Source organism: Paenibacillus auburnensis (assembly GCF_927798115.1).
Classification (GTDB): domain Bacteria; phylum Bacillota; class Bacilli; order Paenibacillales; family Paenibacillaceae; genus Paenibacillus_AQ; species Paenibacillus_AQ auburnensis.
In genome coordinates, this window is record NZ_CAKMMG010000001.1 from 714,694 (window position 1) to 729,417 (window position 14,724).

General features: G+C 47.4%; 14 protein-coding genes and 1 other annotated feature. Of the genes, 12 read left to right on the forward strand and 2 right to left on the reverse strand.

The features are described 5' to 3' along the window. Window positions 1–46 precede the first annotated feature (46 nt). From L6H70_RS03300 to L6H70_RS03335, 8 genes are all read left to right on the forward strand, one after another. The gene (locus L6H70_RS03300) at window positions 47–979 is read left to right on the forward strand and encodes a LysR family transcriptional regulator (RefSeq protein WP_236329734.1); all 933 of its coding nucleotides are present in this window, start codon (window positions 47–49) and stop codon (window positions 977–979) included. 15 nt (window positions 980–994) lie between these two features. Next, complete coding sequence (locus tag L6H70_RS03305) at window positions 995–2,110, forward strand: 5-methyltetrahydropteroyltriglutamate--homocysteine S-methyltransferase (protein ID WP_236329736.1); 1,116 nt, start codon at window positions 995–997, stop codon at window positions 2,108–2,110. Between the two features lie 105 nt (window positions 2,111–2,215). Then, window positions 2,216–2,486, forward strand: a binding site (T-box leader). Window positions 2,487–2,549: 63 nt separating this feature from the next. Next, the gene (lysS, locus tag L6H70_RS03310) at window positions 2,550–4,148 is read left to right on the forward strand and encodes a lysine--tRNA ligase (RefSeq protein ID WP_236329739.1); all 1,599 of its coding nucleotides are present in this window, start codon (window positions 2,550–2,552) and stop codon (window positions 4,146–4,148) included. 27 nt (window positions 4,149–4,175) lie between these two features. Then, the gene (locus L6H70_RS03315; protein ID WP_054942064.1) at window positions 4,176–4,895 is read left to right on the forward strand and encodes a YebC/PmpR family DNA-binding transcriptional regulator; all 720 of its coding nucleotides are present in this window, start codon (window positions 4,176–4,178) and stop codon (window positions 4,893–4,895) included. 71 nt (window positions 4,896–4,966) lie between these two features. Then, window positions 4,967–5,146 (forward strand): hypothetical protein, encoded by a 180-nt coding sequence (locus L6H70_RS03320; RefSeq protein ID WP_054940500.1) that lies wholly within the window; start codon window positions 4,967–4,969, stop codon window positions 5,144–5,146. A gap of 98 nt (window positions 5,147–5,244) precedes the next feature. Continuing rightward, window positions 5,245–6,009 (forward strand): TSUP family transporter, encoded by a 765-nt coding sequence (locus L6H70_RS03325; RefSeq protein WP_236329741.1) that lies wholly within the window; start codon window positions 5,245–5,247, stop codon window positions 6,007–6,009. Window positions 6,010–6,039: 30 nt separating this feature from the next. After that, entirely contained in the window at window positions 6,040–6,492 is a 453-nt protein-coding gene (locus L6H70_RS03330) for a GNAT family N-acetyltransferase (RefSeq protein ID WP_236329743.1), read from the forward strand. Next, window positions 6,485–7,654, forward strand: a complete 1,170-nt coding sequence (locus L6H70_RS03335) for an alanyl-tRNA editing protein (protein WP_236329745.1) — start codon at window positions 6,485–6,487, stop codon at window positions 7,652–7,654. Before L6H70_RS03330 ends, L6H70_RS03335 begins: the two co-directional genes overlap by 8 nt. 128 nt (window positions 7,655–7,782) lie before the next feature. Here L6H70_RS03335 and L6H70_RS03340 read toward each other — a convergent pair whose 3' ends face one another. Next, the gene (locus L6H70_RS03340) at window positions 7,783–8,502 is read right to left on the reverse strand and encodes an SAM-dependent methyltransferase (RefSeq protein ID WP_236329747.1); all 720 of its coding nucleotides are present in this window, start codon (window positions 8,500–8,502) and stop codon (window positions 7,783–7,785) included. A gap of 218 nt (window positions 8,503–8,720) precedes the next feature. Continuing rightward, window positions 8,721–9,533 (reverse strand): class I SAM-dependent methyltransferase, encoded by an 813-nt coding sequence (locus L6H70_RS03345; RefSeq protein ID WP_236329750.1) that lies wholly within the window; start codon window positions 9,531–9,533, stop codon window positions 8,721–8,723. Window positions 9,534–9,848: 315 nt separating this feature from the next. On the opposite strand from L6H70_RS03345, the gene L6H70_RS03350 reads away from it, so the two are divergent. The 4 genes from L6H70_RS03350 (at window position 9,849) to L6H70_RS03365 (ending at window position 14,690) form a co-directional block, all read left to right on the forward strand. Beyond that, window positions 9,849–10,670: a DUF2785 domain-containing protein gene (locus tag L6H70_RS03350; RefSeq protein ID WP_236329753.1), complete on the forward strand. Its 822-nt coding sequence runs from the start codon at window positions 9,849–9,851 to the stop codon at window positions 10,668–10,670. A gap of 21 nt (window positions 10,671–10,691) precedes the next feature. After that, a complete protein-coding gene (locus tag L6H70_RS03355) occupies window positions 10,692–11,447 on the forward strand; it encodes a class I SAM-dependent methyltransferase (protein ID WP_236329756.1) in 756 nt (251 codons plus the stop codon). Between the two features lie 285 nt (window positions 11,448–11,732). Next, window positions 11,733–12,716, forward strand: coding sequence for an aldo/keto reductase (locus L6H70_RS03360; protein ID WP_236329757.1), 984 nt, complete (start codon window positions 11,733–11,735; stop codon window positions 12,714–12,716). A 9-nt stretch (window positions 12,717–12,725) separates the two neighbouring features. Further along, window positions 12,726–14,690 carry a GTP-binding protein gene (locus tag L6H70_RS03365; RefSeq protein ID WP_236329759.1) on the forward strand — a complete coding sequence of 655 codons (1,965 nt, stop codon included), beginning with the start codon at window positions 12,726–12,728 and terminating at the stop codon, window positions 14,688–14,690. The last annotated feature ends 34 nt before the right edge of the window (window positions 14,691–14,724 follow it).

Sequence of the window (14,724 nt, forward strand, 5' to 3'; positions counted from 1 at the left end):
CTAGATACGCACAGGGCTACAGCCTTTGATTAGAGGGGGAACGGGATTGACATTGCAGCAGCTCCGCTACGCCATTGAGATTGCGAACAGCGGCTCTATGAACGAAGCGGCCAAACGGCTTTTTGTGTCACAGCCCAGTCTCTCCAATGCCATCAAGGAACTGGAGAGCGAGCTGGGAATCACGATTTTTGAACGGACCAACCGGGGAATCAGCATTTCAGCGGAAGGCATGGAGTTCTTGGGCTATGCAAGGCAGATTATCGAGCAGACCGAGTTCATGGAGAACCGGTATACCGGCAAGAAACGCAGCCCGGTTTATTTTTCCGTGTCCACCCAGCATTATGCTTTTGTCGTCGATGCTTTTGTGCGTCTGATGAAGGAACGCAAGGTGTCGGAATATAATTTCAGCCTGCGTGAGACACAGACCTACGAAGTTATCGAGGATGTGCGGACACTGCGCAGTGATCTCGGGATTTTGTATATCAACGAAAGCAACTATAAGGTAATGAATAAGCTGTTCAGCGACGGGAACCTCAAATTCACCCCGCTGTTCAACACGAATCCGCATGTCTATGTCAGAACCGGACATCCGCTGTCCGCTAAGGAAAGCCTTATCCTGGACGACATCCTCCCTTATCCGTATATTACCTTTGAGCAGGGAGACAACAATTCTTTGCACTATTCTGAGGAAATGCTTAGCTTCACCCAGATTGAGAAGAATATAAAGGTAACCGACCGGGCAACACTTACGAACCTGCTGCTAGGCAGCGATTCCTATACAATAGGCACTGGAATCATGGCTTCTGAGCTGAACGGCAACGGCCTGGTGACCATACCTTATGACAGCAATGAAGTGTTTACCGTCGGCTGGATTACTCACAAGGACCGCAAACCCAGTGAAATCATGTCGAGTTATATCGAACTATTAAATGATCTGGTCGCAAGCAGTTACTTCGACTTGAATCAATTCTTACTATAACAGCAGGAGGGACGTATGATCAGTCCAATAACCGGTTCCGCCAGAAATGCACCGCCCTTTCGTTATGACATCGTCGGCAGCTTCCTGCGCAGTGACGAAATTAAGGCAGCCCGCAGCAGGTATGAACAGGGCGAGATTACAGCTATACAGCTTCACGAAATAGAGAATAAGGAGATTGCTGAACTGCTGAAGCATGAAAAGGCGTTGGGCCTCAAGGCAGTCACCGATGGGGAATTCCGCCGTTCGTGGTGGCATCTTGATTTCTTCCTGGGGATTAAAGGAACTCAAAAAATCATCCTCAATCAAAGCAGCGGCTCCAAGGAAAGTACTCAGCGGGCTGAGAGCTTTAAGATTACCGGCAAAATCGCGTTTGAAGATCATCCGATGATTGCCCATTTTACGCAGCTGCAGGAGATGGCAGGAGATACGCTGGCCAAAATGACGATCCCAGCCCCATCCTTGTTCCACTTCGTGCAGGATTATAACGGGAATGAAATATATCCCGATCAGCAGCTGCTGTATCAGGACATTATTACTGTATATAAGGCTGCTATTCAAACCTTTTATGATGCAGGGTGCCGTTACCTGCAGCTGGATGATACCACCTGGGGTACGCTTTCCAGCGGCAGACACCGGGCCCATCTCCGCAGCAGAGGAGTCGATCCGGAGCAGCTTGCTAAGGATTATGTGCGTCTGATTAATGAGAGTATTGCCGGCAGACCTGAGGATATGACGATCGCGCTACATGTGTGCCGCGGCAATTTCCGGTCCACCTGGTTCGCAGCGGGCGGTTATGAGCCGGTTGCCGAAGTGCTGTTCGGTGAAACGCAGGTGGATGCCTTTTTCCTTGAATATGACAATGAACGTTCCGGAGACTTCGCTCCGCTGCGGTTTATCCGTGACCAGTTTGTAGTGCTTGGCCTGGTTACCACCAAACATGGGGGACTGGAGAGCAAGGAGCAGCTAAAGCTGCGGATCGCCGAAGCTGCCCAATATGTGAATATCGAGAAGCTGTGCCTCAGCCCGCAATGCGGTTTTGCTTCAACGGAGGAAGGGAACATCCTAACCGTAGAAGAGCAGTGGGATAAGATCCGGCTGGTCGTTGAGACGGCGAATGAAGTTTGGGTTTAGTTCTATTATGCGGAGAAGAAGTATCTGGGACTATTCAAAAGATTCTTCTTGGAACTTTAACTTGAAAAGCCCGGAAATCCATGTTTAAATAATCTTAATTGTATACGAAAAGCGATGAAGAGAAGAGTACTTAAGATAACGTTGTTCCCAGAGAGCTCCAGGGTGGTGAGATGGAGCAGCAATGTGCTTAACGAATAAAGTCTCCGAGCTGCATACGGAATTGGGCAAGGCAATATAGCTCAAGGATGGTATGACGGGATCTCCCGTTACAGAGATAGGGTATAAGCGTAATGGCCGTACCTGAAGAGGCGGGCCTGGCAACATGTCCGTGAACAGAGGTGGTACCACGACGCTATTCATAGCTCTCGTCCTCAAGATAACAATCTTGAGGGCGGGAGCTTTTTTGCTTTTCCTATATTAATAACAGAGGAGAGTTAACATGCATTGGGCACAAAAATACGCAAACGATTTAATCCAAAACCATCCTGAGCGCCAGACCTTTGTATGTGCATCAGGGATCAGCCCGTCGGGTTCTGTACATATCGGGAACTTTCGGGAGATCGTCACCACATACTTCGTCACGCAGGCATTGAAGAAATCCGGTAAAGAAGTACGATTTATTTTCTCATGGGATGATTTCGACCGGTTCCCCAAGGTTCCGGCTCAGCTTGATCCTTCTTATGAACAATATATCGGCTTACCATATACCAAGGTGCCTTGTCCCTGCGGAAGTCATGCCTCCTATGCGGAGCATTATGAACAGGAATTTGAACAGGCACTGGCTGCTTTCGGGATCGTTCCCGAGTTCATTTATCAGAGCCGCGAGTATCAATCGCTCAGGTATAATCCGGCCATTCTGCACGCGCTGCGCAACAGAGCGGAAATATACGACATTCTGATGATGTTCAAAACCGGAAAAACAACGGACGATGCACGGACAGCCTTTTATCCGGTACAAGTATACTGTGAGCGCTGCGGGAAGGATACAACCAGTGTCCATGCTTTTGATGAAGACTCAGAAAACATAATCTATAGCTGCAAATGCGGCTGTTATAATACGCTTTACGTTCCAGAGGCGGCGAATATCAAACTACACTGGAAAATCGACTGGCCGATGCGCTGGGGAATGGAGCAGGTCGTGTTCGAGCCGGGAGGCCGGGACCACTCCTCTGAAACGGGCAGCTATAATGTCGCCAAGGTGATCTCGAAGAGAATCTTCGGGAATCAGCCTCCGTATTACGTGCCTTATGAATTCATCAGCATCAAAGGCAGCCATGCCAAAATGTCCAGCTCTTCCGGCCATAATTACACGCCTGCCGATCTGCTGGAGGTGTATGGGCCAGAGCCGATCATGTTCCTGTTTGCCAAATATCATCCGAATACCGCTTTTAGTATTGGGCTTGATGAGGATGTTCTGCGTAATTACACGGAGTTCGAAAGATTCCGCAAAGCATATGACGCCGGAACGCTGACTGACGAAGATTTACGCACAGCCATAGAGCTGTCACTTATGCAGGATAACGAATCTCATGCACCAAGCTTTAGTCAGGTATCCAGTCTGCTGCCGCTGATCAATTTTGACAACAGAGTACTGCAGGAACTGCTCAGGCAAGGCGGTGAAGATTACTCTGAGGAAATCATTCAGCAAACGGCAGCACGGGCCGGGCATTGGATCAGACAGTTTGTTCCACAAAGATTAGTCACGGTGAACGAAAGTCAGGACACGACTTTGTACCATACGCTTGGGGCTGTTGAGCAGGAGCGGATTAACGCTTTTTGCGGCTTGTTGAGAGAAGAAGAATTAGAGGAAGAGGAGCTCATGAGACGAGTTTACGCCATTTGTCACCATGATGACAAAAAGATGATGAGAAGCAATCAGAAACGCCTGTTTGCCTTGATATATCAGCTTGTTCTGCATCAGTCAGAAGGCCCGCGGATTCCCGCACTGATCCAGGCTGTAGGAACGGAACGTCTACTCAGTCTGCTGGACTTTACGGGATCGTCCCGGGAGAGGTATAATAGAACGGACTGTTTATAATTAATGTTGGAAAGTGAGCGGAACACTATGGGTCGTAAATGGAATAATATTAAAGAAAAGAAAGCATCCAAGGATGCCAATACTAGTAAGATCTATGCCAAGTTTGGTGTTGAGATTTATGTAGCAGCCAAGAAAGGCGAGCCGGATCCGGAGTCGAACCGTGCACTTAAGGTCGTTCTGGAACGTGCCAAAACGTATAATGTACCTAAAGCTATCATCGACCGTGCGCTGGAGAAAGCTAAAGGCAGCGGCGACGAAAACTATGTTGAGCTGCGTTATGAAGGCTTCGGTCCAAGCGGTTCCATGATCATCATCGATGCATTGACCAATAATGTGAACCGTACAGCTCCGCTTGTGCGTTCCGCATTCAGCAAAAACGGCGGAAACATGGGCGTCAGCGGATCGGTAACGTATATGTTTGACACCACGGCTGTTATCGGACTTGAAGGCAAATCTGCCGAAGAAGTTATGGAGCTGCTGATCGAGGCGGACGTAGATGTGCGTGATGTGCTGGAAGAGGATGAAGCGGTTATCGTGTATGCCGAGCCTGACCAGTTCCATGCGGTTCAGGAAGTCCTGCGCGGAGCCGGTATCACCGACTTCACCGTAGCAGAGCTGACAATGCTGCCGCAGAACTATGTAACCCTTCCGGAAGATGCCGAAGCCCAATTCGAGAAGCTGATCGACGCTCTGGAAGAACTCGATGATGTACAGCAGGTATATCACAACGTCGATTCCGAAGAATAGGGAGAATAATCCGGGCTGCAGATTGCCACAATAAGCTGAACCATTAAGTTTACACTTAAGGAGGCAGCACAGTGACAAATGACTATAAACCGGACAAGAACCTGATCAACACCGTCGAGGAGCTGGACCAAACGCCGGTTACCAGCCAGCAGGCCCAGCAAATGGAGCAGAAGAAGCTCGATGTCCGCAAGGAAGCTCTAATGGATGATAAGACGACTTATAAGAAGAATGAACAGAACACTTATAAGTGACACTTCCGCTATAAAGGGAGTAAGAGAGCGGCAGGAGATGATCCTGCTGCTTTTTTATTGAGGCTGGAAAATACATAGCAGGAGGATTTAACAAAAGCATGGACCATATAAGTACAGGAATGATCATCGTTTTGGTGGTTTGCGGATTTTTGGCCGGATTCATAGATTCTGTAGTAGGGGGCGGAGGGCTAATCTCGATTCCGGCCCTACTGTCCGCAGGCATTCCCCTTCATCTGCTGCTGGGCAGCAACAAATTGGCCGGTACAATGTGTTCGTTTACAAGCACTGCTTCGTTTGTCCGTTCCGGGAAAATCAACTTTCAGCTGCTGAAGCTGCTCATTCCCTTTTCAATCATTGGGGCGGTGGCTGGCTCATTTACCGTCAGGCAGGTACCCTCAGAGTTTCTGAAGCCACTTGTTATAGTTATGCTGGTTGTAATTACGATCTATACCTTATTCAAAAAATCATGGGGTGATGTGTCCACCTTCTCCGGCAGCAGCAAAAAAACACGTCTGATTGGCATTATTGTGGCGCTTGTTATCGGGTTTTATGACGGATTTTTTGGTCCGGGCACCGGATCATTTCTGATCTTTGCTTTTCTGATGCTGGGCTTTGAGTTTGTAACTGCCGCCGGCAATGCCAAGGTTCTGAATTTTGCCAGCAATATCTCCAGTCTGCTCACGTTTATCGCGCTTGGTTCTGTCAGCTTTTATTATGGTTTGCTGCTGGGTGTACCAATGGTGGTTGGTGCAGTTATTGGCTCGAAGGTTGCGATCCGTAAGGGAGCCGGATACATCCGGCCGCTCTTTATTACAGTGACTGTGATCTTGATCGGCAAGCAGATTTGGGATACGATGCACTAAAGACACACTCTTGCTGAGGTGATGGATAGGTTGAAGATCACGTTAATACATAAGGAAGCGGCCTGGCAGCTAAGACACGAGGTGATGTGGCCAGAGCGTGAGCTGGACTACGTGAAGCTGGAGGATGACGATGCCGGGTTGCATTACGGGCTATTCGAAGGTGAAGAGCTGATATCAGTAGTCTCTCTATTTATAGGCGGTAATGAAGCTCAATTCCGCAAATTTGCTACCCAGGAATCACAGCAAGGCAAAGGGTATGGGAGCAGACTGCTGCAGCATATGCTGAACGAAGCGGAAAGCTCCGGTGTGAAGCGGATTTATTGTAATGCCAGAAGCCACAAAGCAGCCTTTTATCAGAGGTTCGGATTGGCAGTAACAGACCAGACCTTCACTAAAGGCGGAAAAGACTATATTATTATGGAACGTTTCTTCGGTGCATCCGGAGAGGGAGAGAGAAACGGAGTGAAACAGATTAATGACTAATAAGTTATATTACGAATCTGCATATATCAAGGAATGGGAGACCGAGGTCAGCCGGATCGTGGAGAGGGAGGATGGGCTCTACCTGATTTTGAAGGACACAGCATTCTATCCGCTTGGCGGCGGACAACCCTGTGATACCGGATTTATTAATGATATTCCTGTGCTAGATGTCATTTTGGAGGAGGAAGAAGTACTCCATAAGGTGGAGAGCCTGCCTGCAGGGTCTAGCGTAAGCTGCCGGATCGACTGGGAGAGAAGATTTGACCACATGCAGCAGCACAGCGGACAGCATTTGTTGTCCGCCATGTTCCTTGAGCTATGTCAGGCGATGACCCTGAGTTTCCACCTTGGGAGCGATTATGCGACGATTGATATCGAGCTGCCGGAGTTGTCTGCGGAACGGATGCTTGAGGTTGAGGCAGAGGTGAACCGGCAAATCTATCTGAACCGCAGCATCACCAGTTATTTGGTCAGTGAGGAAGAATTGGCCCGATTGCCGCTGGTGAAGCAGCCCAAAGTAACCGAGAACATCCGGATTGTGGAGATCGAAGGTGTGGAGTATAACGCCTGCGGTGGAACGCATGTCTCCTCTACAGGCTCAATTGGCATGATTAAGCTGCTAAGATCTGAGAAGCAGAAGGGTAACATCCGTATTACCTTTAAGTGCGGAGGGCGTGCACTGGAGGAATTCAATAACAATGCCCGCATCCTTAGCGCCTTGTCCGTGAAATTCAATACCGGCAAGGATGAAATCGTGGACCGGATTGAGAAGTGGGAGTTGGAGCAGAAGCTACTTCAAGCGGAGCTCACGGCCCTTAAAGAGCAGAATGACAGCTATGTGGCGGCTGAGCTGTTGTCAGTGCAGGAGCCAGGCAGCGGGATCGTCGCGCAGGTTTTTGAGCAGAGATCACTTAAAGATCTGCAGAGTCTGGCGGTTAAGCTGACGGCACTGACGGACTTGCCGGTGCTGCTGTTGTCAGCTGCCGAGAATAAAGTGGTGTTTGCCCATAGCGGAAGTGCCGGGCTGTCCTGCGGCGCCTTTTTCAAAGCCAACTTAGGGGAGTTTCAGGGAAAAGGCGGAGGCAGTGACAAAATGGCTCAGGCCGGCTTTCCTACCTGGGAGCAGGCCTTGGCTTTCTATGAATTTGCAAAACGGCAATAGCACCTGAGCAACATTGTTTTGCGGTACACTTGCCGGGAGTACAAGAAAAGAACCTGAATCCTCGTATACAAGGGTTCAGGTTCTTTTTTAAGCACTTAGTGAAGTAATGGTAATCTACCAGGAAATAACTACTTTTTAACTGCAGTCATAAGCATAAGAGTTAAGAAATTTTCGGTGTCGGCATCGTGAAGTTCAAAATCTGCCGTTTCTCTCCATAACGCCTTGCCGTTCGGGATGTCTTCAGCGTATGTAACCTCAACAAGTTTTGTCTTTTGCCACATATTTCTCCACCATCCGGCACTATGCCAGGCATACATTTCCGGTTCCCAAAGTGAAGCCAAGCCATCCGGCAAGCCTTCGGTGAATTCCCTTGTCAATGCAGGGCATACAATTCCATACTGACCGCCTTGTTTAGCTAATCTTGCGTAATGGCTGCTGAAGTAACACTCGTCAGTACCGAAGTAATGATAAGCATCTATGCTGATTACCGCATCAAAAAATTCACTGGCAAAAGGCAAACTACGGGCATCCGCTTGTATCGGAACAACCAGATCACTGACGCCTGCTTTAACAAAACGTTTATAGTTATCGCTTGCACTAAACCAAAGGTCATTGGCATATACATTAACTCCATATTCCTTCGCCAGTATAATTGATGTAATGCCTATGCCGCACCCCATATCTAGAACGCGCATCCCAGGGGTAAACTTCATTTTTTCGCACAGCAACTCGAGAAGACGAAGGGCATCCGGGCCCATAATATATTTACTGTTCGTTTGTTCTTCGAAATCTTTAATTAATTCGTTGATCAGGTCACCGTATTTTTCTTTAAAAAGATATGTTTTCATTGTTCATTCTCCTTTTTTGTAGTCCCTGTAAAGGTCTTACAGAAAAAGAGCATAAAGAAGCTCTGAATCGTTTATGCCCTTTACAGGGTTAGTTAAAACTCACCTTTATCAATCGCACAATGCTCATCATATAGACACATCCTTTCACTATTATGTTATTTATTGTAATACTCCATCATCGGCCGGCACGGCGATTTATATCACAGATGACCGGGGTTTTATAGTTTTCTTGCTTTAACTACGAAAGTTACAGGCAGCATTTTTGCTTTTTTTGCAAAATCACTGTTATCGTTCTTCGCTTGCATAATGTCCTCATCTGATTCCTCAATTAATTGCTCAAGGACAAATCCCGCTTTTGCGAGCGCGTTCAAATAGGTCGATAGTTTACGGTCCGATAAGGTTAATGTACCTTCATCAAGGGATGCGGTATACCAGGATTCATCGAAATAAGATTTTGTAAAAGCAAGCATGTTATTCTCTGCAACAACACATTTGTGTATAGGATGAGACCAGCTGAAAATAAAGACGCCATCCTTTTTCAAGTAAGAAGCGATCCTGCTAAAAGTACCCTCAAGGTCGGTGGTCCAGCCTAAGGCATAAACCGAATAAACGAAGTCAAAATAGTTCTCCGGAATCCCACATTCATCTTCCATGGGAGAACAGATCAATTGGGCTGAAAGACCGCAGGACCTCAAAAGTTGCGAAGTCTTTTCGATTTGTTTTGCAGATATATCGGTACCCCATAGTTCAGATGCTTTGCGTTCCCCCAGATAAAGCAAGGACTGCCCGCTTCCACAGCCTATTTCCAGTACCTTTTTTCCTGAAACATCGCCCAAAAGCTGGCACTTCTCTTCGGAGACATAGGCTCCATACAAAGGAAGCGCGGTTGCTCCCAGGATTTCATTTCCTTTTGTATCCCAAAAGATGCTGTTTGTTTTATGTATAGAATTTCTGTCCATCTCGGCTGTGATAGCGCTGCCAACTGCGCCGGCTCCAATAACATTTGTTCTATAAACTGAATTCTTGTCCATGTCGATACCCTCTCCCGATTTAATAATATGAGCCAAAAGCGTATATCCCAACTTGCGCGTTATCCCAATAACACATATCGATCACAAACATTCTGCGATTTTGATGCCAAAATAATGTATCATTTTTCTATGAACAATTCCACCTAAAATATTCCATACAGCGTCTGTCTGTTCTCTTAATGAAAGTACACCTCCCCGGAGCAATTTGTGGATAGTGAGAAGGATGGTGCTTTAGCGCAGTCTGCCAATTCTTGATTGACATCGCAGGAATAAATGCGGATTTCCGCTTGGAAAATTCTAGTAGGAGTGTGTAGAATGAATTTAAAAGATAAGTTGATATTAATAAAAGAAAATGGCTATAAAGCCCCTTCCGATACATTCCAGTTGGTACAAGAAATGATAAATAACATCGGTTATTTGGATGCCCAGCTACGTGATGAGCTCATTTATACAACCTTATCACATTGGATTCCTGGTAATTCTCTAACTGCATACGAACTAGAGCAACTTCTGCCCGTTGTTTTGGATAACAAACATTTGCTTTTTAAGCTTGGTGAAACAAATACGGACTCCGTCTTCACCCGATCTTTCTCTATGCTAGTTATACCGCTCTTCTTCATGAGGCATAGAGAATCACCATTTCTCACAAGAGAGCAAATTCATCAGATAAAAGAGAAAGTATTTTACAATTTAAAAGAAGAGCGAGATTACCGGGGGTATGACGAAAAAAAAGGCTGGGCTCATGCCATAGCCCATGCAGCAGATGCTTTGGACGATTTGGCTCAATGTTCCGAACTGGATGAAAATGACCTTTTAACCATCCTCAATTTGGTTTACGAAAAGATGACCATAACAGATCGAATTTACTCCGATGGTGAAGATGAGAGAATGGTAAGATCCATAATAAGTATTTTAAACAGAAAAATTCTTAGCCAGACTTATGTAGAGCAATGGATTCAAAGTTTTGGTGAAGTGGAGAGAAATTCAGAATTTTTTCCTGCCTTTAAACAAAAGAATAATATAAAGAACTTTTTGAAAAGTTTATACTTTCGAGTTAAATTTTACAAAGTAGATGACGGTCTCTGTACAATTATCGAGCAAACTTTATATAAAGTGGAAAAAATATACTATTCATAAATACCGGGAGAGTGACGAGAGATGAACAATGAAGAAAGGTTTTCGGACCGGGTTGATTCCTATTTGAAGTACCGTCCAAGCTATCCGAAAGAGGCTGTTGATTATTTGTATGACTCCATCGGGTTGCGTTCGAACAGTAGAATAGCAGACATCGGTTCAGGTACAGGGATCTTTGCAAAGCTGCTTCTGGAACGCGGAAGCTATGTGACCGGGGTTGAGCCGAATCAGGCAATGCGGGTAGCCGCTGAGCAAATACTCGGAGATAAGCCGAACTTTCAGACTAGTTCCGGGTCAGCAGAATCTACAGGATTACAGGATCAGTCAGTTGAATTTATTGTCTGTGCACAGGCGTTTCACTGGTTTGACCGCTTAGCAGCACGAACCGAGTTTCGCAGAATTCTAAAGCCAGGTGGGAAGGTGATACTGCTCTGGAATTCCCGGCTTACAAACGGCACCCCATTTCGTGAGGAGTACGATCAACTGCTTCATACATACGGAACTGACTATGAGAAAGTTAATCATAAAAATATCTCTCATGAAATCCTTCACTCTTTTTTCAAGGAAGGTACGATGCAAGAAGTTCGGTTCAGAATGAGTCAGCTATTCGATTTCGAGGGCTTAAAGGGCCGGCTGCTATCCTCTTCATACAGTCCTACCCCGGGGCACCCGAATTACGATCCGATGATGAAGGAACTGCGGGATCTTTTTGACCGGAACAATCAGGATGGTTTAGTTCCTTTCGAATATGAAACTGAGATTTATTGGGGAGAAGTATAGGTAGTATTACATGTAATTCTTAAGATGCTGTCCACAAGATTTGAGCTTGTTCAAGAAACCGTCGTTAAGCATGGACCCATTTCACTTCATGACTCCTGATCAATAGAGACGTACCAGACAGAAATATTCGAAAAGACCTTGACTTAGAGTGGACTGTAAGCCGTACACTACTACTAAGACTATTCCTATTTGAGGAATAGGGGAATGAGAAAGCAATAAGTTACTGAAAGCGATAACAATGCCGCAAAATTGAATCAACAATCTAAATCTCCGGGAGGCAATCATATGAATTACCGCAAGCTTGGAAATACCGGTCTATCAGTCAGTGAAGTCAGCTTTGGCACTTGGGCCATTGGCGGCGACTGGGGGACAAGCCGGGACGAGGACGGACTGAAGGGGCTGTCACTCGCAATCGAACAAGGTGTGAATTTTTTCGACACTGCTGACGTTTACGGTTCTGGACATGCCGAAGAGCTGCTAGCCAAGGCTACCAAAGGTAAGGAAGATCAAATACATATTGCCACGAAGTTTTGCCGTGCCGGCGATATTCATGATCCTGAAACTTACTCGAAGCACATGGTTAGTGAGTATGCTGAACAAAGCCTGCGCCGTTTACAGCGTGAAGCGATTGATCTGTATCAGATCCATTGCCCGCCGATTGAGATTCTGCGGGATGGAAGTGTATTTGCTGTATTGGATCAATTAAAGGCAGAAGGAAAAATCCGCAACTACGGCGTAAGTGTTGAAACAATAGAAGAGGGTCTGCTATGTCTGGAGTACCCGGGTGTAGAATCGCTCCAGGTTATCTTTAACCTGTTCCGCCAGCAGCCTGCGCTTGAACTGCTGCCGCGGGCAGAAGCTCAGGGAACCGGGATTTTGGTACGTCTGCCGCTTGCCAGCGGGCTTCTTACCGGGAAGTTTGGGAAGGACAGCACCTTCCAGCCGAATGATCACCGCAACTTCAATGCAAACGGCGAGCAGTTCAATGTCGGGGAGACCTTTGCCGGACTGCCGTTCCCCAAGGGTGTAGAGCTGGCGTCCCAACTGGAGTGGATCAGCGAAGGACGGGGCAACATGGCTAGAGCCTCGATGCGCTGGATTCTTGATCATTCTGCAGTCAGCTGTATCATACCAGGCTTTAAGAATGAAGCTCAGGTTACTGATAATCTGGCGGCGGGGGAAGTATCATCCTTCACAGCTGAAGAAATGCAGCGGTTGAGCCGGTTTTACAGTGACGATGTAGCTCCACACATCCGCGGGGGTGTATAAGCGCAAGTTATGACAAGAAATACAACCATTGGTCTGCTCGCTCATGTCGATGCGGGAAAAACAACCTTTGCAGAGCAATTGCTCTACCATACGGAGGCAATCCGCAGCCGGGGGCGGGTAGACCATAAAGATACTTTTTTAGATACGCATGACATTGAAAAAGCGCGCGGGATCACAGTATTTGCCGATCAGGCTGAATTTAGCATGGGAGATTCACGTTACTTTTTGTTGGACACGCCCGGTCATGTCGATTTCTCGCCGGAGATGGAGCGCGCACTGCAAATTCTCGACTATGCCGTGGTCATTGTAAGCGCCGTTGAGGGAGTAGAAGGACACACAGTAACGGTATGGCAGCTGCTTCGGCGGCATGACATACCGACTTTCTTTTTTATCAACAAAACTGACCGTACGGGCGCCGATCCGCAGCGGGTACTAGCAGAAATCCGCCAGCAGCTTACCATAGATGCCGTTATGCTGCCTGACCTGGAAGCTGCCGGAGCTGGAGAAGAACTTCAGGCGTTTATGGCTGAACGCGATGAACAGCTGTTCGAAGCTTATCTCGGCGGAAGCCTAAATGATTCTGCATGGCAGGAAGCGCTCATCACGATAGTCAAACAAAATAAGATCTTCCCGTGTATGGCAGGTTCTGCGCTGCTGGATGTTGGTATAGATTGCTTTCTCCGAAATCTCGAAGCATTAACAAGCACCGGATATGATCACCGTCTGCCATTTGCCGGGAGGGTCTATAAGATCCGTCATGATGAGAGAGGTACACGGATTACCTACATTAAAGCGCTGCAAGGCGTACTCAAAGCTAGAGAGGAATTGGCTTACGGCCCGGCGAGGGAACGGGTCTCCGAGCGGATTACCGGGATCCGCAGAATTTACGGGGCAAAGGCAGCTGCTGCAGATTGGGGGGCTGCCGGTGAACTGTTTGCAGTTACGGGACTAACAGCTGCCATGCCTGGCGAAGGCGTTGGGGCGTTACAGGATCACCTGGGCAGCGAGCTGATTCCGACTTTGAAAGCTAAAGTGAATTTTGCACCGCCAGTCCACCTTAAGGAAGTGCTTCATGCCTTCCAGCAGCTAGGTGCAGAAGACCCGTCACTAAATGTCAGCTGGGACGAAGCGCTGCAGGAGCTGCATATTCATGTTATGGGACAAATCCAGCTGGAGATTCTGGACCAGATTCTGCGCGAACGGTTTCGTATTCCGGTGACCTTCGGCGATCCGGAAATTCTGTATCTGGAGACGATCAACAATACGGTTTACGGCTGCGGCCATTTTGAGCCGCTAGGACATTATGCAGAGGTGCATCTTAAGCTTGAACCCGGCGAACGAGGCAGCGGAATCTCTGTTTATAATGAGTGTCATCCTGATGACTTATCTGTCGGTTACCAGCACCAGATTGTGCAGCATCTTAAGGATAACGGCCATCACGGCCTGCTTACCGGATCACCGCTGACCGATCTGCGCATCACGCTGCTAAACGGAAGAGCCCATAATAAGCATACCTCCGGCGGGGATTTCCGGGAAGCGGCTTATCGCGCCTTACGACAAGGGCTGGAGCAGGCGGAGAATATATTGCTGGAGCCGGTTTATGATCTCAAGATCAGGATAAATACCGATTATGTGGGCAAAGTAATGGCAGATATCCAGCAGGCAAGCGGAAGCTTTACGGCACCAGAGGTAACAGAGCAGGCTGCAATTATTACCGGTACAGTACCGGTTGCGACATTTATGAACTATTCGGTCAGACTAGCCTCAATGACACAGGGCAAAGGTTCCTTGTCGCTAAGGGTGGCCGGGTATCAGAACTGCCATCAGGCGGAGAGTGTGATTGAGCACAAACAGTATGATAAAAATGCGGATCCGGCTTATAGTTCAATTTCGATTTTTTGTTCGAAAGGACAGGCCTATTCGGTTCCCTGGGATGAAGCAGAGCGGCATATGCATGTAAAGCTACAGCGGTAATTCCTGAAGCATGCAAAGTAATCAGGACATATGT